General features: G+C 66.3%; 22 protein-coding genes and 1 tRNA gene. 18 read left to right on the top strand and 5 right to left on the bottom strand.

Annotated elements, in window-relative coordinates:
* The first annotated feature begins 13 nt into the window (after positions 1-13).
* The 4 genes from AC0KWY_RS09510 to AC0KWY_RS09495 all read left to right on the top strand — a co-directional run bounded on the left by AC0KWY_RS09510 (position 14) and on the right by AC0KWY_RS09495 (position 5,397).
* Entirely contained in the window at positions 14-2,056 is a 2,043-nt protein-coding gene (locus AC0KWY_RS09510; RefSeq protein WP_474029406.1) for a methyl-accepting chemotaxis protein, read from the top strand.
* Positions 2,057-2,121: 65 nt separating this feature from the next.
* Entirely contained in the window at positions 2,122-4,041 is a 1,920-nt protein-coding gene (locus tag AC0KWY_RS09505) for an ATP-binding cassette domain-containing protein (protein WP_474029405.1), read from the top strand.
* 19 nt (positions 4,042-4,060) lie between these two features.
* Complete coding sequence (locus tag AC0KWY_RS09500) at positions 4,061-5,266, top strand: MFS transporter (protein ID WP_474029404.1); 1,206 nt, start codon at positions 4,061-4,063, stop codon at positions 5,264-5,266.
* Entirely contained in the window at positions 5,263-5,397 is a 135-nt protein-coding gene (locus AC0KWY_RS09495) for a hypothetical protein (protein ID WP_416694471.1), read from the top strand. The genes AC0KWY_RS09500 and AC0KWY_RS09495 overlap by 4 nt, the downstream gene beginning before the upstream one ends.
* Here AC0KWY_RS09495 and AC0KWY_RS09490 read toward each other — a convergent pair.
* Positions 5,385-6,230 (bottom strand): HDOD domain-containing protein, encoded by an 846-nt coding sequence (locus AC0KWY_RS09490; protein ID WP_474029402.1) that lies wholly within the window; start codon positions 6,228-6,230, stop codon positions 5,385-5,387. The two genes, AC0KWY_RS09495 and AC0KWY_RS09490, sit on opposite strands and share 13 nt — an antisense overlap.
* A gap of 123 nt (positions 6,231-6,353) precedes the next feature.
* Between AC0KWY_RS09490 and AC0KWY_RS09485 the strand changes: the two genes are divergently transcribed.
* Entirely contained in the window at positions 6,354-6,995 is a 642-nt protein-coding gene (locus tag AC0KWY_RS09485) for an MBL fold metallo-hydrolase (RefSeq protein WP_474029401.1), read from the top strand.
* Here the strand turns inward: AC0KWY_RS09485 and AC0KWY_RS09480 are convergent, their stop codons facing one another.
* On the bottom strand, positions 6,996-8,147 hold the full coding sequence (locus tag AC0KWY_RS09480) for an EAL and HDOD domain-containing protein (RefSeq protein WP_474029400.1): 1,152 nt from the start codon (positions 8,145-8,147) through the stop codon (positions 6,996-6,998). It lies immediately after the preceding gene.
* 117 nt (positions 8,148-8,264) lie between these two features.
* Between AC0KWY_RS09480 and AC0KWY_RS09475 the strand changes: the two genes are divergently transcribed.
* The 5 genes from AC0KWY_RS09475 (at position 8,265) to bamC (ending at position 12,966) form a co-directional block, all read left to right on the top strand.
* Positions 8,265-8,882, top strand: coding sequence for a DNA-3-methyladenine glycosylase family protein (locus AC0KWY_RS09475; RefSeq protein WP_474029399.1), 618 nt, complete (start codon positions 8,265-8,267; stop codon positions 8,880-8,882).
* 59 nt (positions 8,883-8,941) lie between these two features.
* On the top strand, positions 8,942-9,910 hold the full coding sequence (locus AC0KWY_RS09470) for an acetyl-CoA carboxylase carboxyltransferase subunit alpha (RefSeq protein ID WP_474029398.1): 969 nt from the start codon (positions 8,942-8,944) through the stop codon (positions 9,908-9,910).
* The gene (tilS, locus tag AC0KWY_RS09465) at positions 9,879-10,856 is read left to right on the top strand and encodes a tRNA lysidine(34) synthetase TilS (RefSeq protein WP_474029397.1); all 978 of its coding nucleotides are present in this window, start codon (positions 9,879-9,881) and stop codon (positions 10,854-10,856) included. The genes AC0KWY_RS09470 and tilS overlap by 32 nt, the downstream gene beginning before the upstream one ends.
* Positions 10,857-10,933: 77 nt before the next feature.
* Positions 10,934-11,812 carry a 4-hydroxy-tetrahydrodipicolinate synthase gene (gene dapA, locus AC0KWY_RS09460; protein ID WP_474029396.1) on the top strand — a complete coding sequence of 293 codons (879 nt, stop codon included), beginning with the start codon at positions 10,934-10,936 and terminating at the stop codon, positions 11,810-11,812.
* Positions 11,813-11,829: 17 nt separating this feature from the next.
* Positions 11,830-12,966 (top strand): outer membrane protein assembly factor BamC, encoded by a 1,137-nt coding sequence (gene bamC, locus AC0KWY_RS09455; RefSeq protein WP_474029713.1) that lies wholly within the window; start codon positions 11,830-11,832, stop codon positions 12,964-12,966.
* A gap of 92 nt (positions 12,967-13,058) precedes the next feature.
* Here bamC and AC0KWY_RS09450 read toward each other — a convergent pair whose 3' ends face one another.
* Positions 13,059-13,319 (bottom strand): hypothetical protein, encoded by a 261-nt coding sequence (locus tag AC0KWY_RS09450; RefSeq protein ID WP_474029395.1) that lies wholly within the window; start codon positions 13,317-13,319, stop codon positions 13,059-13,061.
* Positions 13,320-13,439: 120 nt separating this feature from the next.
* Positions 13,440-13,916 carry a DUF7931 domain-containing protein gene (locus AC0KWY_RS09445; RefSeq protein WP_474029394.1) on the bottom strand — a complete coding sequence of 159 codons (477 nt, stop codon included), beginning with the start codon at positions 13,914-13,916 and terminating at the stop codon, positions 13,440-13,442.
* A 50-nt stretch (positions 13,917-13,966) separates the two neighbouring features.
* Between AC0KWY_RS09445 and rlmD the strand changes: the two genes are divergently transcribed.
* Entirely contained in the window at positions 13,967-15,265 is a 1,299-nt protein-coding gene (gene rlmD, locus AC0KWY_RS09440; protein ID WP_474029393.1) for a 23S rRNA (uracil(1939)-C(5))-methyltransferase RlmD, read from the top strand.
* Positions 15,266-15,308: 43 nt separating this feature from the next.
* On the opposite strand, the gene AC0KWY_RS09435 is transcribed toward rlmD, so the two are convergent.
* Positions 15,309-16,001, bottom strand: coding sequence for a Bax inhibitor-1/YccA family protein (locus AC0KWY_RS09435; RefSeq protein WP_474029392.1), 693 nt, complete (start codon positions 15,999-16,001; stop codon positions 15,309-15,311).
* Positions 16,002-16,126: 125 nt separating this feature from the next.
* Between AC0KWY_RS09435 and AC0KWY_RS09430 the strand changes: the two genes are divergently transcribed.
* From AC0KWY_RS09430 to AC0KWY_RS09400, 7 genes are all read left to right on the top strand, one after another.
* Positions 16,127-16,214: transfer RNA gene (locus tag AC0KWY_RS09430), tRNA-Ser, on the top strand.
* A 19-nt stretch (positions 16,215-16,233) separates the two neighbouring features.
* Complete coding sequence (locus tag AC0KWY_RS09425) at positions 16,234-16,368, top strand: hypothetical protein (protein ID WP_474029391.1); 135 nt, start codon at positions 16,234-16,236, stop codon at positions 16,366-16,368.
* A gap of 85 nt (positions 16,369-16,453) precedes the next feature.
* The gene (locus tag AC0KWY_RS09420) at positions 16,454-17,440 is read left to right on the top strand and encodes an HlyD family secretion protein (protein ID WP_474029390.1); all 987 of its coding nucleotides are present in this window, start codon (positions 16,454-16,456) and stop codon (positions 17,438-17,440) included.
* A 6-nt stretch (positions 17,441-17,446) separates the two neighbouring features.
* Positions 17,447-20,188, top strand: coding sequence for a ribosome-associated ATPase/putative transporter RbbA (rbbA, locus tag AC0KWY_RS09415; RefSeq protein ID WP_474029389.1), 2,742 nt, complete (start codon positions 17,447-17,449; stop codon positions 20,186-20,188).
* A gap of 1 nt (position 20,189) precedes the next feature.
* Complete coding sequence (locus AC0KWY_RS09410; protein WP_474029388.1) at positions 20,190-21,323, top strand: ABC transporter permease; 1,134 nt, start codon at positions 20,190-20,192, stop codon at positions 21,321-21,323.
* Positions 21,324-21,720: 397 nt separating this feature from the next.
* Entirely contained in the window at positions 21,721-22,143 is a 423-nt protein-coding gene (locus AC0KWY_RS09405; protein WP_474029387.1) for a hypothetical protein, read from the top strand.
* 227 nt (positions 22,144-22,370) lie between these two features.
* Positions 22,371-22,532 carry a hypothetical protein gene (locus AC0KWY_RS09400; RefSeq protein WP_474029386.1) on the top strand — a complete coding sequence of 54 codons (162 nt, stop codon included), beginning with the start codon at positions 22,371-22,373 and terminating at the stop codon, positions 22,530-22,532.
* Positions 22,533-22,606: the final 74 nt, after the last annotated feature.

The following is a 22,606-nucleotide window of genomic DNA, read 5'->3' as shown; positions in this document are numbered from 1 at the left end:
AATGGAGACGAAAATGAGGGGGGCTTTTTCCTGTCAACCAATCGCCCAGCAACTGATCATCGCGCTGGTCGGCGCGCTGCTGCTGGTGTTTACGTTAATGACCGTGATCGTCCAGTGGCGTTCCGACGGCGCCGCGTTGAGCGTCGCCGAGAACAACCTGGCGCACGAAGCAAAACTGATGGCGGGGACACTCGATTCGCTGTTCGAGGCGGTGCGCGACCGGGGTAATCGGCAGTCGGATTTCTTCCTGCGCAACCTCAACGGCACGCTGCAACCCGGTAGCGAACTGGTCCGTACCGGCGACGTCGATCTGCCGGTGGTCCGCCTCGGCAACGAGGTGCTCAACGGCAACGATCGCATTCTCAAGGCTTTCCAGGCGCTGACCGGCGACGAGGCGGCGCTGCTTTTCCTGCGCGATGGCAAGGTTTACCGCTTGGCCACGCTGTTGCGCGACAAGGACGGCAAGCCGATGCACGGCGTGCCGGTCAAGGCCGACGATCCGGTGACGCTGTCGCTGCTCGCCGGCAAGGATTACCAGGGGCTGGCGGTACGCGGCGGCAAGTACTACTTCAGCACCGTGCGCCAGTTGCGCGACGCCAGCGGCAAGGCCTGGGGCGCCGTTTCCGTGCGGGTTGCCCTGGAGGAGGAGCTGAAGCGCATCCGTGCCCAGTTCGGCAGCATCGTCGCCGGCACCACCGGTTACGTCTATATCGTGCGGCCGGTCGGCGACAAGGGCGACGGCGAGTTCGTGCTGCATCCGAAATTCCAGGAAAAGCTGCTCTCCGAAGTCGATGTGCCGGCAACGGCGAAAAACGCCGTCACCGAGATCCTCGCCCGCAAGAACGGCGCCTATCGCTACCTGATGCCGGACGGCAACGGTGGCGAGCGCGAGAAGATCGTCGTCGCTGCCACCTCGGAGTCCTGGGGATGGACGGTCGCCACCGGTAGCTGGCTCGACGAGTATCTCGAGGAAAGCCACGCCTTGCGCAACCTGGTCATCCTGATCAGCATCGTCGCCGCCCTGGTGCTCGCGGTGATCACTTTCTGGCTGGTTAATTCCCGGCTGCGCGGTTTGTCGCAACTGGTCGGCGAGGTTTCCCGGATCAGCTCGGGCGATCTCCGGGTCACCGTGCGCGACGCCGATCCGGCCAGCCGCAACGAGGTGCACGTGATCGCCAGCGCCTTCAACGAGATGGCGGCGAGCATGCGGCGGCTGGTCAGCGGCGCGGCGCAGACCTCGGGGCGGGTCGGCGATGCCGCGCACGCCTTGCAGTCCGCTGCCCAGAGCGCGCTGGAAAGCGCCGGCCAGGCGTCGCAGTCGGCGTCCGGCATCGCCGCCTCGGTCGAGCAGTTGTCGGTCAGCATTTCGCAGGTCGCCGACAATGCCAACCATGCGGCGCAGATTTCCGAGGATTCGAAGGCGGTCACCGCCAACGGCCGCCAGGTCGTCACCCGGACCATGCAGGAACTGGAGCGGGTGGCCGGCGACATCGGCGAGTCGGCGGTACTGATCGAATCGCTGGGCGAGCGCTCGAAGCAGATTTCCAGCGTCGTCGGCGTCATCCGCGAGATCGCCGAGCAGACCAACCTGCTCGCCCTCAACGCGGCGATCGAAGCGGCGCGGGCCGGCGAGCAGGGGCGCGGCTTCGCCGTCGTCGCCGACGAGGTGCGCAAGCTGGCCGAACGCACCGCGATGTTGACGCAGGAAATCTCGACGACGGTGACGGCGATCCTGAAGGAGACGGCCAACGCCGTCGAACGCATGCAGGCGGTCAGCGGCAACATGAGCAGCAGCGTCGGTCTGGCGCGCGAAGCCGGCGAAGCGCTCAACAGCATCGACGCGCGGGTCCAGGAGACGGTCGGCGTGGTCATGCACATCGCCGAAGGCACCCGCGAGCAGAGCGCCGCCAGCCAGGAAATTGCCCGTCTCGTCGAGCGCATCGCCCAGGCCGCCGAGGGCACCAACGAACGGGCGTTGGGCAACCGGCAGCGGGCGCAGGAACTGGAACACCTGGCCGACGAGCTGCAGGCACAACTTTCCCGTTTCACCACCTGAACGATTAGAATCCTGCCATTCCCATTACATCGGCGCCTCGCGGGGCGCCGTTTTCATTGCCGCCCATGCCCTACCTGAAACTTGCCGATGCCTGCCTCGCCTACGGTCACGTGCCGCTGCTCGATCACGCCGAATTCCAGCTCGATCCGGGCGAGCGGGTGGCCCTGATCGGCCGCAACGGCACCGGCAAGTCGTCGCTGCTCGCCGCGCTCGCCGCCGGCTCCGGCAAGGGCCGGCTCGATGACGGCGAGGTCTGGGTGCAGCCCGGCATCCGCGTCGGCTACGTGCCGCAGGAACCGCCTTTCGACCCGGCGCATTCGGTGTTCGAGGCGGTGATTTCCGGCATGGGCGAAACCTCGGCGCTGCTCGCCGAGTACCACGCGGTGTCGCACCGCCTGGGCGAAGGCGGCGATCACGAAGCGCTGCTGGCGCGCATGGCGCAACTGCAACAGGAACTGGAAGCGCGCGGCGCCTGGGCCTACGAGGCGCAGGCGGAGAAGGTCATCGCCCGCTTCGGGCTCGACCCCGAAGCCAGCGTCGGCAGCCTCTCCGGCGGCCAGAAGAAGCGCCTGGCGCTGGCCCAGGCGCTGGCTGTGGCGCCGGAGGTGCTGCTGCTCGACGAGCCGACCAACCACCTCGACATCGCCGCCATTGAATGGCTGGAAACGCTGTTGATCGAATCCGGCGTGACGCTTCTTTTCATCACCCACGACCGCTCCTTCCTCGACCGCGTCAGCACCCGCATCGTCGAGCTCGACCGTGGCCTGCTGGCCAGTTTTCCCGGCAATTTCACGCAGTACCAGCAGCGCAAGGAGGCGATGCTGCACGAGGAAGCGCTGGCCAACGCGCGCGCCGACAAGCTGCTCAAGGAAGAGGAAGTGTGGATCCGCAAGGGCGTCGAAGCGCGGCGCACGCGCGCGGTGTTCCGCGTCCAGCGCCTCGACCGCCTGCGCGCCGAACGCCAGGCGCGGCGCGAGCGCATGGGCCGCGTCAACCTGCAACTGGAAAGCGGCGATCGGAGCGGCAAGCTGGTTGCCGAGCTGGAGCATGTCAGCAAGTCCTGGGGGGCGCGGGCCATCGTCGGCGATTTCTCGACGCGCATCCAGCGCGGCGACAAGATCGGCCTGATCGGCCCCAACGGCGCCGGCAAGACGACGCTGCTGCGCCTCATCCTCGGCGAACTGGCGCCGGACGCGGGGACGGTACGGCAGGGGACGAAGCTGGAAATCGCCTACTTCGACCAGTTCCGCACCCAGCTCAATCCGGATTCGACGCTGGCCGACGTCATCTCGCCGGGTTCCGACTGGGTCGAGATCGCCGGCGCCCGCAAACACGTCATCGGCTACCTGGAAGACTTCCTGTTCGCGCCCGAGCGCGCCCGCTCGCCGGTCAGCTCGCTTTCCGGCGGCGAACGCAACCGTCTGCTGCTCGCCCGCCTGTTCGCCAAGCCGGCCAACGTGCTGGTCCTCGACGAGCCGACCAACGACCTCGACATCGATACCCTCGAACTGCTCGAACAACTCCTGCAGGACTACGACGGCACGCTGTTCCTGGTCAGTCACGACCGTACCTTCCTCGACAACGTCGTCACCCAGACCATTGCCGCCGAAGGCAATGGCGTCTGGAAGGAATACGCCGGCGGCTACAGCGACTGGGCGAACTACCAGGCGAGCCTGGCCAAGGCGCCGGCCGACAAGCCGAAAGCCGAGACCAAGGCGGCGAAACCGGTCGAAGCGGCGAAGACGAAGGCCGACAAGCTGAGCTGGAAGGAGCAGCGCGAACTGGAGGCGCTGCCGGAGAAGATCGCCGCGCTGGAAGCCGAACAGGCGAAGCTGACCGCATTGCTCGAAGACCCCGGCCTCTACCAGCGCGACGCGCAGGGGGCGCAGAACGCATCGGCGCGCCTGGCAACGATCGACGACGAACTGATGGCCTTGCTCGAACGCTGGGAAGCGCTCGAAGCGCGCGCCGGGAACCCGAACTGAAAGCGGAAATCGAAACGCCATGAACCTGCCCCGAACTTCCTGGCGTACGCCGCTGCTGATCCTGGTCATCGGCGGCCTGATCCTCACCCTGTCGATGGGCGTGCGCCACACCGCCGGCCTCTTCCTGCAGCCGATGACGATGGATCACGGCTGGAGCCGCGAGACCTTTTCCTTCGCCATCGCCATTCAGAACCTGGTCTGGGGGCTGGCCTCGCCGTTCGCCGGAGCCATCGCCGACCGCCATGGCGCCGGGCGCACCTTGCTCGGCGCGACGGTGCTCTACGTGCTCGGCCTGGTGCTGATGGCGCAGGCGAGTTCGCCGCTGAGTTTCGACCTGTCGGCCGGCGTGCTGATCGGCCTCGGCCTGTCGGGGACGACCTTTGCCGTGATCATGGGCGTCATCGGCCGCCATACGACGCCGGAGCGGCGCAGCCTGGCGCTCGGCATCGCCGGTGCCGGCGGCTCCTTCGGCCAGTTCGCGGTGCTGCCGATCGGCCAGGCGCTGATCAACGCCTACGGCTGGCAGAGCGCGCTGGTCCTGCTCGCCTGCGGCGTCGGGCTGATTGCGCCCTTGGCCTACGCCTTGGCCGACGGCCACAAGCCGGCCGCCGGCGGCGGCCAGTCGATCGGCGAGGCTCTGCGCGAGGCCACAACGCAGAAGAGCTTCCACTACCTGTTCTGGGGCTATTTCGTGTGCGGCTTCCAGACCGCCTTCATCATGCTCCACCTGCCGTCCTTCCTGGTCGACGGCGGCCTGAGCGCCAATGTCGGCATGACCGCGGTGGCGCTGATCGGCCTGTTCAACATCTTCGGCTCCTTCTTCTTCGGCTGGGCCGGCGGACGCGGCAGCAAGAAGGACCTGCTGGTGGTGATCTACGCGGTGCGCGCGGTGGCCATCCTGGTCTTCATGCTGCTGCCCTTGACGACGGTCACCGCCTGGGGCTTCGCGGCGGTGATGGGCATCCTCTGGCTGGGCACGGTGCCGCTGACCAACGGCCTGGTGGCGCAGATTTTCGGCCTGCGCTACATGTCGATGCTGACCGGCATCGTCTTCCTCGGCCACCAGCTCGGCAGCTTCCTCGGCGCCTGGCTGGGCGGACGGATTTTCGACGAGACCGGCTCCTACAGTCTGGCGTGGACGATTTCCATCGTTCTCTCGGTGCTGGCCGCGCTCTGCTCCTGGCCGGTCAACGAGAAGCCGCTGCTGCGGCCGACCGGCGCGTGAAGCCGCACTGGAAATCCGTGCTCGCCGGGGCTGGTATCGCCGCCCTGCTGATCCTGCTGGCGTTGATCTTCATGGCCTACCAGATGCCCGAGCTGCTGCTCGACTGGGCCAACCTCAATTATTGCGGCTGATCGCCGGTGCTGCGTGCCGGCACGCCGAGATGCTGGCGAGTCGCCTCCGGGTTGAGGTTGAGCAGGGCGCCGATGTCGCGGTAGTCATCAGGCAGCGCCGGGTCGTCCCAGCCTTGCGCCGAATGGCGCGCCAGGCGGACCGCCAGCGAGACGTTGCGGACGCGCGGACTGTCGCTCTGGCTGTCGTCGATCAACAGGCTGAGCAATTCCGGCAGATGCCAGACCTTGCACAGGGCGAGCTGGATTTCCTGGAAAGTCAGGCCCAGCACCTGCTGCTGGGCGTCGGCGCTGCGCATCCCGGGGTTGGCCTGGAGCAGCGCCTGGATGCGCAGGCCGAGTGCCGGCGCGAAACACCAGACGAGGATTTCGGCGAGGTCGTGGAGCAGGGCGGCGATGCGCACTTCCTCCAGGTTCATGTCGTGGCGCCAGATTGCCCAGTCCTGCGCGTAGTCGGCGGCGCGCTGGGCGCGGCGGATGATGTGGAGGACGCCGAGCAGGGCGTGCGGGTCGCAGCCGTGCAGGGTGTTCTCGATCGTCGGCAGGGCGTCGAAGCGGCGGAAGAAGGGAAACAGGCCGGACATCATCACGGCGCCGGCGATGGTGGCGATGTCGTGTTGCAGCGAGCGGCCGCGGAAGGGCTGGATGTAGGCGAGGACGCGCACGGTCATGATCGGGTCGCGCAGAATCAGCTGGGCCAGTTCGCGGGCATCGAGGGTGTCGAGGTCGCTGCGCATTTCGTCGAGCCGGCGCCGGGTGGCGCGCAGGACCGGCAGGCTGTTGTTGCTGAACAGCAGCACCCAGGCATCGCGGTCGGGCAGGGGGGCGTCGATCATGCGCATCTCGCTCGGAGAACGGGCGGCGGGCCCGGATGCCAGGCAGTGTAAGGGCCGGGCCGACGGCGGGCAAGCCTGCTGCCATGCGATAATCGCCGCCTTCATTCATTCTCCCTTCCCGCCATGCGCTACCAGATCGTTCCCGTCACGCCCTTCGAGCAGAACTGCACGCTGTTCTGGTGCCAGCAGACCCGTCAGGCGGCGGTCATCGATCCCGGCGGCGATGTCGATCGCATTCTCGCCGCGCTGGCGGCGGAGCAACTGACGCTGGCCAAGGTGCTGGTGACGCACGGCCACATCGACCACGCCGGTGGCGTTGCCGCGCTGGTCGCGCGAACCGGCGTGCCGGTCGAGGGGCCGCACGCCGAGGACGCCTTCTGGATCGACGCCATGGGGCAGCAGAGCCGGATGTTCGGCTTCCCGGACACGGCGCCCTTCACGCCGGACCGCTGGCTGGTCGATGGCGACAAGGTGCGTTTCGGCGAGGTCGAACTCGACGTGTTGCACTGTCCCGGTCACACCCCCGGGCATGTCGTCTTCTTCCACGCGCCGAGCCGGCTGGCGCAGGTCGGCGACGTGCTGTTCCAGGGCTCGATCGGACGCACCGATTTTCCGCGCGGCGACCACGCGACCTTGATCGCTTCGATCAAGGACAAGCTGTTCCCGCTCGGCGACGACGTTGCCTTCATCCCCGGGCACGGACCGATGTCGATGCTGGGCGAGGAGCGTCGCTACAACCCCTTCCTCAGCGGCCGTTTCGGCTGATCAGGCGGCGACGTGGATGCGCCCTGCCCACTGCAGGGCCTGCATCTGGGCGTCGCGGAAGGCTTCCGGGGAAATCGCCAGTTCGTCGAGCAGGCCGGCGGCGATCTCGTGGTTGCGCCGGTCGGCGGCATCCAGCGCCCGCAGCAGCTTGCCGGCCGGGCCGGCGTGGTGGGCCAGGGCGTCGTTGATCGCCGGGGCCAGCGGCAACTGCTGCAGGATTTCCGGCATCGACATGTTGAGCAGGACGTCGAGCAGCGAAAAGCTGCCGATCATGAAGGCGCCGTCGCCGATCGCGCTGGCCGCCGTCTGCGCGGCGAGGGGCTGCATCAGGGTTTCCATGACGCGGCCGCGCACCGCCGCCTTGTAGAGCAGGGGATTGGGGTGCTGGTCGTTGTCCGGGTCGGCATAGACCAGCAATTGCAGCCAGCGCTGGAGCTGGCGGCGGCCGAGCATGTTGATCGCCTGGGCAAAACAGGTGATCGGCGTACGCGGCGCCATCGCTGCCGAATTGACCAAGCGAAGCAGGCTGTAGGAAAGCTTGCTCTCCTGGCGAAAGACTTCGTCGAGCTCGGCGGTGTCGGCATCCTGGGCGATCAGGGCGAGCAGCTTGAGCATCTTCTGGCGCGTTGTGTCGGCCTTGCGCCCGTTGCTGTTGCGCGTCAGCAGGTATTCGCCGGTGCTGAAAGTGCAGGCGTTGGCCAGTGCCCAATCGCGGTCGCTGTGCGTCTGCACTTCGGTGGCGACGATCACCGTGCGCGTCGCCAGGCCGAGCAGCGTGTACGGCGGCTGAACACGCGCCTGGCTGATCGGCAGCAACAGGTAATCCCAGGCGCCGCTGGCCGGCAGCTTGTGTTCCGGGGCGGCGATCAGGGCCAGCTTGCGCTTCATCTGGCGCAAGGCGGCTTCCAGTTCGCCGGCGTCTTCGCGGCAGGCGCGGAAGCAGGGGACGATGCGCTCGGCGCCGCCGGCGGCAAGCGGCGTGGCGGCGAGGAACCAGGGCTGACGGTGGTCGAAACCGTCGAACAGCGGGTGAGTCGGGATGCTTTGGCCGGTCGGGCAGGCCGTCGGGGCGTTGCTGTCGACGAAATAGGCGGCGTGACGGTCGCCGTGGTCGAGCAGGGGGTGGATGAAATCGTAGCCGGGCAGTGGCATGGTGTGCTTCTTGGTGGTCTTTTGCCGATGTTAGCAAATCTTTACCTGCAACAAGATGAAGCGGCACGCTGATTTTTCGATTTGGGCCGGGGGCGGCCTTGTGGGAAGATGCCGGCCATGATTCCCGATTACTGGGCCGAGGCGACCCGTGCGCTGGCTGCGCTCGATGCGCCGCTGGCCGCCCTGATCGAAACGCACGCCGGGGCCGCGTTGGCCTCGCGCGGGGACCCGTTCGCGACCCTGGCGCGCTCGGTGGTCGGTCAGCAGATTTCCGTGAAGGCCGCCGACGCGGTCTGGGGGCGCTTCGTCGAGCGCGTCGGCACGCTGTCGCCAGCGGCGGTGGCGGCCCTGGGGCGCGAGGGGCTGGCCGGCTGCGGCTTGTCGCAGCGCAAGATCGAATACCTGGCCGACCTCGCCGCGCATTTCCTCGACGGCCGCCTCGACCCCGCCGATTGGCATCGGCTCGACGACGAGACGCTGATCGTCGAACTGTGCCGGGTGCGCGGCATCGGCCGGTGGACGGCGGAAATGTTCCTGATCTTCAACCTGATGCGGCCGGATGTCTTCCCGCTCGACGACATCGGCCTGCAACGGGCGATCGCCCTGCATTACTTCGGCGGCGCCCGGCCTACCCGGCGCGAACTGGCGAGCGTCGGCGAACGCTGGCGTCCCTGGCGTTCGGTGGCGACCTGGTACCTGTGGCGCAGCCTCGATCCGGTGCCGGTCGAGTACTGACGCATTGCCCTTCTGACCTTTGGGGTAAAATGCGCGCCAACTTCAGAATCGAGTAGTCCATGAAAATCAGTTTCCTCGATTTCGAGCAGTCGATTGCCGAGCTCGAAGCCAAGATCGAACAATTGCGTTTCGTCCAGGATGATTCCGCGGTCGATATTTCGGAAGAAATCGGTCGTCTGGAAAAGAAGAGCGCCCAGTTGACCAAGGATGTCTATGCCAAGCTGACGCCTTGGCAGATCTCGCAGGTTGCCCGCCATCCGCAACGCCCGTATACGCTCGATTACCTGCAGCACATCTTCACCGATTTCGAAGAGCTCCACGGCGACCGTGCCTTTGCCGACGACCACGCGATCGTCGGCGGCCTGGCCCGCTTCAACGGTCAGCCGGTGATGGTGATCGGCCACCAGAAGGGCCGCGACACCAAGGAAAAGATCTACCGCAACTTCGGCATGCCGCGCCCGGAAGGCTATCGCAAGGCGCTGCGCCTGATGAAACTGGCCGAGAAGTTCGGCCTGCCGGTGATGACCTTCGTCGACACGCCCGGCGCCTACCCCGGCATCGGTGCCGAGGAGCGCGGCCAGTCCGAGGCGATCGGCCGCAACCTGTACGTGATGGCGGAACTGAAGGTGCCGGTGATCGTCACCATCATCGGCGAGGGCGGTTCCGGCGGCGCGCTGGCGATTGCCGTCGGCGACACCGTGCAGATGCTGCAATATTCGACCTACTCGGTGATCTCGCCGGAAGGCTGCGCCTCCATCCTCTGGAAGAGCGCCGACAAGGCGCCGGAAGCCGCCGAAACCATGGGCATCACCGCGCAGCGCCTGAAAACGCTGGGCCTGATCGATCGCATCGTCAACGAACCGCTCGGCGGTGCCCACCGCGACCATGTCGCGATGGCGGCCAACCTGAAGAAGGCCTTGCAGGATGCGCTCAAGCAGCTCACCGCGCTGCCGGTCGAAGCCTTGCTGGCGCAACGCTACGAGCGCCTGATGAGCTATGGCCGGTTCAAGGAACAGCCTGCCGACTGATCTGCTGCGGCGGGTCGGCGATTTTGCCGCCGCCCGCATCGCTCCCGGCGCGACCGTCCATCTCGGCCTCTCCGGCGGGCGCGATTCCATCGTCCTGCTCGATCTGCTGAGCCGCCTGCCGCTGGCCGGCCGGCTCGCGGCGATCCACGTCAATCATGGGCTGTCGCCACGGGCCGACGCCTGGGCCGATTTCTGCCGCGTCACCTGCGAGCGGCTTGGCGTGCCGCTGACTGTCGTTCCGGTGGTCGTCGACCGCGGTGCCGGCCAGGGGCTGGAGGCCGCCGCCCGCGCCGCCCGCTACGCAGCCTTTGCCGATTGCGCCGGGCCCGGTGGTGCGCTGCTGCTCGCCCAGCATCGCGGCGATCAGGCCGAGACCGTGCTTTTCAACCTGTTGCGCGGTAGCGGTGTCGCCGGCGCTGCCGGCATGCGCAGCGAGCGCGACAGCCACGGCCTGCGCCTGCTGCGTCCGCTGCTCGGCACGGCACGCGCCGAAATCGATGCCCATGCGCAGGCCCGCGGGCTTGCCTGGATCGACGACGAAAGCAACGACGACACGCAGTTGTCGCGCAACTTCCTGCGCCACCGCATCCTGCCCGAGCTGAACGTCCGCTTTCCCGGCGCCGAGGCGGCGCTTGCCCGGGCCGCCGGGCATTTCGCCGAGGCCGCCGAATTGCTCGACGCGCTGGCTGAAATCGACTGGCAGCGCGTCGCCGACGGCGAGGCGGCGCAACTGTCGCCGCTGCGCCAACTGGCGCCGGCGCGGATCAGGAACCTGCTGCGCTGGCGTCTGCAGCAACTGGGCTGGCAGCCGCCGGTGGCCGGCCGTCTCGACGAGTTCGTCCGCCAGTTGCTCGACGCCGCACCCGACCGTCATCCCGAACTACAACTGCCGGCCGGGCGGATGCGCTTGAGCCGGGCCCGGCTGCGCTGGTTGCCAGGCGGATAACAATTGCTTACCGCGCGCCTTTCCCCCGCCGGAAGCCTTCAGTTACAATCACCGGATCACTTCTTTGTAAACAGGCCATGATTACCGGATCCATTGTCGCCATCGTCACGCCCATGCACGAGGATGGCAGCCTCGATTTCAACGCCCTGCGCAACCTGGTCGACTTCCACGTCCAGGAAGGTAGCGACGGCATCGTCATTGTCGGTACCACCGGCGAATCCCCGACCGTCGACGTCGATGAGCACTGCGAACTGATCCGCGTGACGGTCGAGCACGCCGCCGGCCGCATTCCGGTGATCGCCGGTACCGGCGCCAATTCGACGGCGGAAGCCATCGAACTGACGCGTTTCGCCAAGAAGGCGGGCGCCGACATGGCGCTGTCGGTCGTGCCGTATTACAACAAGCCGACGCAGGAAGGCCTCTACCGCCACTTCAAGTCGATTGCCGAAGCCGTCGACCTGCCGGTCCTGCTCTACAACGTGCCCGGTCGCACCGTCGCCGACATGAGCAACGACACCATCCTGCGCCTCGCCGAGGTGCCCGGCATCGTCGGCGTCAAGGATGCGACCGGCAATCTGGATCGTGCCTGTGACCTGATCCAGCGTGCGCCGAAGGACTTCGCCCTGTACAGCGGCGACGACCTGAGCTGCGTGCTGTCGATCATGCTCGGCTTCCACGGCAACATCTCGGTCACCGCCAACGTCGCCCCGCGCCTGATGCATGAGATGTGCGTCGCCGCTGCCGCCGGCGATGTCGCGCGTGCCAAGGACATCCATTTCCGCCTGCTCGGCCTGCATCGCGACCTGTTCTGCGAAGCCAACCCGATTCCCATCAAGTGGGCGGTCAGCCGCATGGGCCTGATGCCCGAAGGCATTCGGCTGCCATTGACGCCGCTGGCGGAAGCCGGTCAGGCACGCGTCCTGGCGGCCATGCGCCAGGCCGGTATCGAGGTATGAAAGAAAGCATGAAGACAATGAATCATCGGATTTCCGGCCTCACCCTCTGTCTGGTCGCGGTTGCCGTGGCTGGCTGTAGCGGCAACATCATGCCGGAATCGCGCAAGATCGAATACAAGTCGGCGGCCAAGGTACCCACCCTCGAAGTGCCGCCGGATCTGACCCAGTTGAGTCGTGACGACCGCTACCTGGTGCCGGACGATGCCGGCAAGGGCTCGGCCACGTTCTCGGCCTACGCTGCCGAGCGCACGCCGGAAGCCCAGGCCGGGCAGTCGGTGGTGCTGCCCAAGGTGGATAAGGTGCGCGTCGAGCGTTCCGGCAGCCAGCGCTGGCTGGTCGTCAGCTCGGCACCGGATGCGCTGTGGGACCCGATCAAGGAGTTCTGGCAGGAAACCGGTTTCATCGTCAATATCGAACGTCCGGAAGCCGGCGTGATGGAAACCGACTGGGCGGAAAACCGCGCCAAGATTCCGTCCGACATCATCCGCAACACCCTGGGCCGTATCGTCGATTCCCTCTATTCCAGCGGCGAGCGCGACAAGTTCCGCACCCGCCTGGAACCGGGAGCGCAACCGGGCACGACCGAGATCTACATCAGCCACCGGGCGATGGAAGAGGTCTACACCTCGTCGGCCAAGGAAGACACCCGCTGGCAGCCGCGTGCCGCCGATCCGGAACTGGAAGCGGAAATGCTGCGCCGCCTGATGGTCCGTCTGGGCGCCGAGGAAAAACGTGCCGAAGCTGCGCTGACGACGGCCAAGACCGAGCCGCGGGCGCGTCTGACGCGGGCTGACGACGGCAGCGGCAAGCTTGAAGTCTTCGATCGTTTCGACCGCGCCTGGCGCCGTGTCGGCCTGGCGCTCGACCGTGTCGGGTTCACCGTCGAAGACCGCGATCGTTCGCGTGGCATCTATTTCGTCCGTTACGTCGATCCCGAGCGGGACAATGCCAGCAAGAAGAGCGACGGCCTGCTGTCGCGTCTGGCCTTCTGGAAGAGCGACGACAAGTCGGCGGTTTCGCGCGAACAGTTCCGTATCCATGTCGAGGATGGCGGCGGCAGTTCCACTGTCCAGATCCTGAGCAGCGAAGGCGGTACCGACAAGTCGGAGACGGCGAAGAAGATTCTGGGCTTGCTGCAACAGCAGCTGGAGTAGCCTGTACTTGTTGCGCGGCGGCATCGTCCGCTGCGCGCAGGACAATAAAAAACGGGGCCGAAGCCCCGTTTTTCGTTACCTGATCAGGAAGATTACTTCTTGACTTCTTCGGTAACGGCAGCCTTGGCGGCGTCAACAACGGCAGCAGCGGCCGGAGCGGCAGCAGCGTCAGCCGGGGCAGCGGCGGCCGGAGCGGCAGCAGCGTCAGCCGGGGCAGCAGCCGGAGCGGCAGCAGCCGGGGCAGCAGCTTGTTCTTGAGCCGGGGCCGGAGCGGCGGCAACCGGTTCTTCCTTTTTGCCGCAAGCGGTCAGGGCAAGGGCGAGCAGGGCGGCGGCGAGAATGGACTTATTCATGAGATTTCCTTATCGACAAGAAGCAATTAAATCCGAATAGATTTGTTCGGTCGGTTTACACCGAACCGCCGAAAATTATAGCGCAAAAAAAATGCTGCAGCGCGGCGCAATACGCAAATGTCACAGTCCGAGCGGTGTTTGCAGCAAGTTTTTCCGAGAGGCCTGCCAGATTTCTTCGAAACGTTCCAAATATGGCATTACGCCGAGGGTGTCGTCGATCAGCAGGACGCTGCGTGGCAGGTTTTTCTCCAGGCGGATAAGGGCGTGTCGCGCGTCGATGATGATCATCCCGTCGCGCAAGTGGGCCAGATCCGGTGGTGTCTGTCGCACTTCCACCCGGTGCATCCACGGGCTCAGCAGACGCAGCAGACGCGGGTTCTGGGTCTGGAAGTGCGCTCCTTCACGCAAGGCGATCCGCAGGGGCGGCTCCTTGGCGTTTACCAGGAGTTGGCTCAGGTGTTCCTGGCGGGCGCTGTTCTCCAGGCCCAGCCGCGTCAGGTCGTCGTCGTAGATGCAGAGCTGGCGCGTGACGAGCGGCAGCAGCCGGTCGACGGCGGTCAGGTAGTCGGTCCAGGATTCGATCAGTTCGCGAGCCATGGCGCCAAATATACCCGATTGATAGAATTCGCGCTTTTATGGAGGCGACCGTGCCGATCGGGAAAGTCGAATCGCTGGACCACGAAGCCCGCGGCATCGTTCGCGAGGACGGCAAGGCCATCTTCGTCGACGGGGCGTTGCCCGGGGAGACGGTCGAATACGCCAGTTTCCGGCGCAAGCCGAAGTACGAACTGGCGCACCTGGTGCAAGTGCTGAAACCGTCGGTCGCGCGGGTCGAGCCGGCCTGCCCGCATTTCGGCATCTGTGGTGGTTGCGCGATGCAGCACATGGAGCCGTCGGCGCAGATTGCCGCCAAGCAACGGGTGCTCGAAGACAGCCTGTGGCATATCGGCCGCGTCCGCGCCGAAACCATCCTGCCGCCGATCCACGGCGCCCCCTGGGGCTACCGGCACCGGGCGCGGCTGGGCGTGCGCAAGATCGAATCGCGCGGTGGCATGCTGATCGGCTTTCACGAATGGCGCAGCAGCTACATCGCCGACATCCACAGTTGCCTGGTGCTGCCGCCGCATGTTTCCGACCTGCTCATGCCGCTGCGTGAGCTGATCGGCGGGCTGAGCGTTGCCGACCGTCTGCCGCAGATCGAGGTCGCCGTCGGCGAACACTGCACGACGCTGGTTTTTCGCATTCTGGCGCCGCTGACGGCCGGTGACGAGCAAGCGGTGCGCGCCTTTGCCGACCGTCACGCCGTGGTGATCTACCTGCAGCCGAAGGGGCCGGACAGTGCGCAGCGCTTCCATCCGCTGCCCGGGCCGCGGCTTTCCTACACCTTGCCCGAATTCGGCCTCGAACTCGATTTCCGGCCGACCGACTTCACCCAGGTCAACCACGCGGTGAATCGCGTCATGGTCCGCCGCGCCCTGCGCCTGCTCGATCCGCAGTCGGGCGAGCGGATTGCCGACATGTTCTGCGGGCTGGGCAACTTCACGCTGCCGATCGCCCGCAGCGGCGCCGCGGTGGTCGGCATCGAAGGCAGTCCGGCACTGGTCGCCCGCGGCCGCGAGGCGGCAATCGCCAACGGCCTCGGCAAACAGGTCGAATTCGGCGTTGCCAACCTGTTCGAGTGCACCGAGCAATCGCTCGCCCGGCTCGGCCGTTTCGACAAGATGCTGATCGACCCGCCGCGCGAGGGCGCGCTCGAACTGTGCAAGGCGCTCGCTACCGATGCGCCACGCCGTCTGGTTTACGTCTCCTGCAACCCGGCGACGCTCGCCCGCGACGCCGGCGTGCTGGTCTCGCTCAAGGGCTACCGGCTGGCGGCGGCGGGTATCGTCAACATGTTCCCGCACACCGCCCACGTCGAGTCGATCGCCCTTTTCGAGCGGCCATGAAAAAGGGCGGCCGCAGCCGCCCTCGCCCCGCAGTGGGCCGAATTCAGTCGCGTTCGCCGGTCAGCGCCATGATCAACTGCAGCAGGCCGACGAAGACGTTGTAGACGTCGAGATAGACAGCCAGCGTGGCGGAGACGTAGTTGGTCTCGCCGCCCTGCACGATGCGGCTGATGTCGTACAGGATGTAGGCCGAGAAGATGCCGACGACGGCTGCAGAGATCGCCAGCGACAGCGCCGGAATCTGGAAGAAGATGTTGGCGACGATGGCCAGCAGGACCAGGATGACGCCGGCGAACAGGAACTTGCCCATGCCGGTGAAATCGCGCTTGCTGGTGGCGGCGACGGAGGACAGCACGAAGAAGATGGCGCCGGTACCGCCGGCCGCCAGCGCGATCATCGAACCGCCGTTGGAGAAGCCGAGCGCGAACTGCAGGATGCGCGACAGCATCAGGCCCATGAAGAAGGTGAAACCGAGCAGCAGGGCGACGCCGAGGCCGCGATCCTTGTTCTTCTCGATGCCCCACATGAAGCCGAAGGCGATGCCCATGAACAGCACGAAGGAAATCAGCGGGCTGCCGGCGAAGAACGAGAAGCCCATCTGGATGCCGGCGAGCGCGCCGAGCACGGTCGGCACCATCGATAGACCGAGCAGCATGTAGGTATTGCGCAGCACGCGGTTCTGCTGCGTTGCGTAAGTACCGGCACCCTGGCGGGCGACTTCGAAATTGGTGGTCATGGTCGGAAAAGCTCCGTTTCTGGTTGTGACGAGGGTTAAGACTAGCCGAGAGCGGGAGAAGTTTCAAATGCGATGATCATCGCCGCCCGCCAGCGGAGCGCTGTGCTATCATGCCGGCCGCTAACGGGTCTGTGGCAGAGCGGTTGAATGCACCGGTCTTGAAAACCGGCGTGGGGAAACCCATCGTGAGTTCGAATCTCACCGGACCCGCCACCCACCGACCGGAGCCGCCTTGCGCATCCTGCTCTATCTTCTCCTCGTCGGGGCCAGCGTTGCGCTCGCCTGGCACTATCCCTTCCTCTTCGAAATTCCCCTGCTCGCCGCGCTCGGCGGTGCCTGGCTGATCTTTTCGCCGCCCCGGGATTGATTCCTGCGGCTGGCCGGCGGTTGCCGCCCGGCCTATAATCGAAGCAAATAGTGACCGATTGGTCATTAATTATTCGGGGTGTCTCATGAAACCGAACCGCTTCATCAAGCCTCTGGCTTTTGTCCTCCTGGCAGCCTCCGCCGTTGCCGTCGCCCTTTATTTCACCCTGCAGCGTCCGACCGGCCTGCCCGCCGGCATTGTCGACGGCAACGGCCGGCTGGAGGCGACCGAAGTCGATGTCGCCAGCAAGCTGGCCGGGCGTCTGGGCGAGCTGCTGCCGCGCGAGGGCGATCGCGTCGAGGTTGGCGCGGTGGTCGGTCGGCTCGACGCCGACGAGCTGCAGGCCCAGTTGCGCGCCGCCCAGGCCCAGGTCGAGCAGGCGCGGCAGGCGCTGGCGCAGTCGCAGGCCGGCGTGCGCAAGTCGCGCTCGGACGTCAGTCTGGCCGGCAAGACGCTGCTGCGCTCGGAAGAACTGGTCGGCCGTGGCTTCATCAGCCGCAACAAGCTCGACAGCGACGCCACCGGCATGGAAGGCGCGCGCGCCGGCATGGCGCAGGCGCAGGGCAAGGTCGGCGAGGCCGAAGCGGCGGTGCTGGCGGCGCAGGCGCGGGTCGAGGCATTGCAGGCGACGCTCGCCGACAGCGAGCTGAAGGCGCCGGTCAGCGGCCGCGTCCTCTACCGCCTGGCCGAACCGGGCGAGGTGCTGGCGGCGGGCGGCAAGGCGCTGACCCTGGTCAATCTCGACGACATGTTCATGAGCATCTACCTGGCGACCGGAACCGCCGGCCAGGTGGCTTTGGGCGCCGAGGCGCGGATCGTTCTCGACGCCCTGCCCGGGCAGCCGATCCCGGCCAGCGTCGTGTTCGTCGCGCCGCAGGCGCAATTCACGCCGCGCGAGGTGGAAACGCGCAGCGAGCGGGAAAAGCTGATGTTCCGCGTCAAGCTGCGCGCCGATCCGGCCTGGCTGGCGGCGCACCGCGACCTGGCCAAGGGCGGCATGCCCGGCGTCGGCTACGTCCGGCTCGACCCTGGCGTCGCCTGGCCGGCTGCCCTGCAACCCGCCGCGGAGTAGGGCGCCATGGACGCCGCGCCGGTCGCCCGCCTGCAGGGCGTCAGCCTGCGCTACGCCGCCGTCGCCGCGCTCGACGCCGTCGACGTCAGCCTGCCGGCTGGCTGCATGGTCGGCCTGATCGGCCCCGACGGGGTCGGCAAGTCGTCGCTGCTGGCCCTGCTCGCCGGGGCGCGCAAGATCCAGTCGGGGCAGGTCGAGGTACTCGGCGGCAATATCGGCGACCGCCGCTTCCGTGCCGCCGCCCAGCCGCGCATCGCCTACATGCCGCAAGGCCTGGGCAAGAACCTGTACCCGACGCTGTCGGTGTTCGAGAACATCGATTTCTTCGGTCGCCTGTTCGGGCAGAGCAAAAACGAGCGTCTTCGGCGCATCGCCGAACTGCTTGCCGCCACCGGCCTGACGCCGTTTGCCGAGCGTCCGGCGGCCAAGCTCTCGGGCGGCATGAAGCAGAAGCTCGGCCTCTGTTGCGCGCTGATCCACGATCCCGACCTGCTCATCCTCGACGAACCGACGACCGGCGTCGATCCGCTGTCGCGCCGCCAGTTCTGGGAGCTGATCGACCGCATCCGCGCCCGTCGGCCGGGCATGAGCGTGCTCGTCGCCACCGCCTACATGGAGGAAGCCGAGCGTTTCGACTGGCTGGTGGCGATGGACGCCGGGCGCGTCATCGGCACCGGCGCGCCGGCCGAATTGCGCGCACGCACCGGCCAGGCGACGCTTGACGCCGCCTTCATCGCGCTGCTGCCCGAGGCGCGCCGCCAGGCGCACCGGGAACTGGTCATCCCGCCGCGCGTCGCCGATGGCGACGACTGGGCGATCGAAGCCGACGGCCTGGTCCAGCGTTTTGGCGAGTTCACCGCCGTCGACCGCGTCAGTTTCCGCATCGGCCGGGGCGAGATCTTCGGCTTCCTCGGCTCCAACGGCTGCGGCAAGACGACGACGATGAAGATGCTGACCGGCCTGCTGCCGCCCACGGAAGGGCAGGCCAAGCTGTTCGGCCGGCCGGTCGACGCGCGCGACCTGGAAACGCGCAAGCAGGTCGGCTACATGTCGCAGTCCTTCTCGCTCTACGGCGAGCTGACAGTGGCTGCGAACCTCGACCTGCACGCCCGCCTCTTCCACCTGCCCGACGCCCGCCGCATCGCCCGCATCGCCGAACTGAGCGAACGCTTCGGCCTTGCCGAGTACGCCGACCAGGCCGCCGCCGACCTGCCACTCGGCATCCGGCAGCGGCTGTCGCTGGCGGTGGCCGTGGTCCATGAACCGAAACTGCTGATCCTCGACGAGCCGACGTCCGGCGTCGACCCGGTCGCCCGCGACCAGTTCTGGGCGTTGCTGGTCGAACTGTCGCGCGGGCAGGGCGTCACCATCTTCATTTCGACCCACTTCATGAACGAGGCCGAACGTTGCGACCGCATCTCGCTGATGCACGCCGGCCGCGTCCTGGCCAGCGACACCCCGGCCGGCCTGGTCGCGCAGCGCGGCGCGGCGACACTGGAAGCCGCCTTCATCGACTACCTGGAAGAGGCCACCGGCGCCCGCGCGCCAGCCGCCGAAGAAGCGCCGTCCAAGGGCGACGCGGAAAGCGGGCCAAAAACCGTAGTCGATCGCAAGCCACGCAGTTTCTTCAGCGGGCGCCGGCTGTTCGGCTACGCCTACCGCGAAACCCTGGAACTGCGCCGCGACCCGATCCGCCTTGCCTTCGCCCTGCTCGGTTCGGCGCTGCTCATGCTGGTCCTTGGTTTCGGCATCTCGCTCGATGTCGAAGGCCTGCGCTTTGCCGCGCTCGACCGCGATCAGTCGCCGGAAAGCCGCGCCTACATCGAGAACATCGCCGGCTCGCGCTACTTCATCGAACGCCCGCCGATCCGCGACGACGCCGACCTCGACCGCCGCCTGCGCAACGGCGAACTGGCGCTGGCGGTGGATATCCCGCCCGGCTTCGGGCGCGACCTGCGGCGCGGCCACTGGCCGGAAGTCGGCCTCCAGGTCGACGGCGCCATGCCCTACCGCGGCGAAACCGTGCGCGGCTACGCCGAAGGCATGCACCTCCTCTACGTGCAGCGCCTGATCCTGGAAAACACCGGCGTCGCCAGCGCCTACCCGGTCAACATCGTCTCCCGCTTCCGTTACAACCAGGACGTCAAGAGCATCTACGCCATGGTGCCGGCGGTGATTCCCATCCTCCTCGTCTTCATTCCCGCCATCCTGATGGCACTCGGCGTGGTGCGCGAAAAGGAGCTCGGCTCGATCACCAACCTCTACGTGACGCCGGTAACGCGCCTCGAATTCCTGCTCGGCAAGCAACTGCCCTACATCGCCGTGTCGCTGATCAGCTTCCTGCTGCTCGTCGTCCAGTCGCAAGTCGTTTTCCAGGTGCCGATCAAGGGCAGCTTCGCCGCGCTCGCCGTCGGCGCCACGCTCTACGTCATCGCCACCACCGGCGTCGGCCTGCTCATCTCGACCTTCACCAAGACCCAGATCGCCGCGCTGTTCGGCACCGCGATCCTGACCATCCTGCCCACCGTCAGCTTTTCCGGGCTGACCACCCCGGTCGGCGCGCTCGAAGGCGCCAGTTACTGGATCGGCCAGTGCTTCCCGGCCAGCTACTTCCTGGTCATCAGCCGTGGCGTCTACACCAAGGCGCTCGGCTTCACCGACCTGCTGCCGCAGTTCCTCGCGCTGGCCGCCTTCATCCCGGTGCTCACCGCGCTCTCGGTGGCGCTGCTGAAGAAGCAGGAAAATTGACATGCGCCTGCCTAGCCTCGCCAACATCTACCGCCTCGGCCTCAAGGAACTGAAGAGCCTGTGGGCCGACAAGACCCTGCTCGTGCTCATCTGCTGGGCCTTCTCTGGCGCCATCTACACCGCCGCCACCGGCGTCTCGCAGGAACTGCACAACGCGCCGCTGGCCGTTGTCGACGAAGACCGTTCGCCGCTTTCGCAACGCCTCGTCGATGCCTTCTACCCGCCCTTCTTCCGGCCGCCGGAGCGCATCGAACTGGCCGCCATGGACCCCGGGCTGGACGCCGGTCGCTACAACTTCGCGCTGGTCATCCCCGCCAACTTCCAGCGCGACCTGCGCGCCGGCAAGGTGCCCGACCTGCAACTCAACATCGACGCGACGATCATGAGCCAGGCCTTCATCGGCGCCACCTATATCAAGCGCATCACGCTCGGCGAAATCAACGAATACCTCACCGGCACGCGCGACGAAAGCGCCGGCCCGGTGCGCCTCGTGACCCGCGTCCGCTTCAACCCCAACCTCAAGGGCTTCTGGTTCGGCGGCGTCATGGAGGCGATCAACAACGTCACCATGCTCACCATCATCCTGGTCGGCGCCGCCTTCATCCGCGAACGCGAGCACGGCACCATCGAGCACCTGCTGGTGATGCCGCTCACCCCGTTCGAGATCATGCTCGCCAAGATCTGGGCCAACGGGCTGGCCGTACTGCTCGGCGTCGCCTTCGCGCTAGCGGTGATGGTCGAGCGCGTGCTGCAGGTGCCGATCGCCGGCTCGCTGCCGCTCTTCCTCGCCGCCGCCGCCTGCTACCTGTTCGCCGCCGCGTCGATCGGCATCTTTCTTGGCACGCTCGCCCGTTCGATGCCGCAGTTCGGCCTCCTCGTCATCCTCTGCATCATCCCGCTGCTCATGCTCTCCGGCGGCATCTCGCCGCGTGAAAGCATGCCGCAGGCGGTGCAGGACCTGATGCTGGCTGCCCCAACCACCTACTTCGTCCGCCTCGCCCAGGGCATCCTCTACCGTGGCGCCGGCCTAGAGATCGTCTGGCGCGACCTTGCCGCGATGACCGCCATCGGCGCCGTCTTCTTCGTCATCGCGCTGGTCAGGTTCCGCGATGCGGTGACGCGGAATCAGGGGTGAGGCGCGTTTGCCGCCACGCGGCCGCCGCAGCCCGGAGCAACGGCCCGAGGAGCGCCATGAAAGCGGCATCAAGCTCCTGCTGACTGTTTCTCCAGCGGATGGCCAGGGCATTCTCCGAAGGTTTCGCCTTGCGGCCTGCCGAGTGATCCCCGAGCAGATGCGCAAGCACGCTCGGGTCGGTTTGCTTCTCCCGAACCCTCTCACCGTAATGCCTGGCGCGCATCAATCCACGGCCTTGTTTCATGCCATGCGATTGACTTCGGAAAAGCCCCCCTTACAATCCCCATAAGCATCGCCCGTCCGGCGGTCCACTCCAACGAGGTTTATCCGCCGATATGACTTTATGCCTTCTTCAAACTCGTCCGCGTCGGCGGATAGGCGCTATTCGTTAAGGGTCATGAACCTCTTTGCATCCCGCGCATCGTTCTTCGTGCTTGCCGTTGTTGCTGGCGTCGCGTGGTCGCTTGCTCTTCCTTTGTCTGGCGGCCTGGCTGGCGACGCGATAGCCTTGGTACTTGGCGCCGTATTCTTTGCCGCGTTCCAACTCACACATGGGGCTGTACGGTCGGTGTTCGTTTTGGTCGCCGTTGCCTCGGCCACGGGGGGGCTCGTTACGCTTGCCTGGTCTGCCGCATCTTGGCGCTTGGGATTTTGGTATCCGAGCCTTCCGCCATTCCTGCGCTGGCTGTTCAAGACCGACGGAGAGGCGTCCTACATCGCGGCCGACGGCGAGCTGTTCGTGCTGTTGTTTCTTGTCTTACTCGCGGCATTGCTGGTTTTTCCGACACTACGGTCGTCGTCAAAGGGGCGCGCGGCATGAAATGGCCCCTAATTCTGCGGTCCACGGACGCTGCGGCCTATGAGTGCCTTACCCATGCAGAAGCGGTGTCGGAGGTACGGTTTGTTCATGAGTGCGTTCAGTTCGTCCTTTGGCAGCTCACGCTATCCGTCTATTTACAACTCCGAGTCTCATCCCCAGCGGGCATCCTCTCGCCGTCTGATTCCGGCTTCTAAGACAGCATTTGCCAACTCATCGGACGAAAACTGGTGAAGGTCATTCGAATTGAAGGGGGGCAGTTGGAATTTGCTTTCTCCAATGGAACAACGCTTTTCGTGTCACTTCGACCGGAAGATGCTGTTGGTCCCGAGATTGCAATGCTGTCGAGCGCCAGCGACGCTGGTCTTATGGTGGAGCGCTATGGCGACTAGCCGCCCAAACCTGCAATCCACCGGACCTGCGCAAAAAAACAGCGCAGTCCGGTGATTTCCTGCGTTAGCTTTCA

This window comes from Azonexus sp. MM2026_4 (assembly GCF_055901855.1).
Note: the sequence above shows the minus strand (reverse complement) of the source record. Positions and strands in the feature narration are given on the sequence as shown.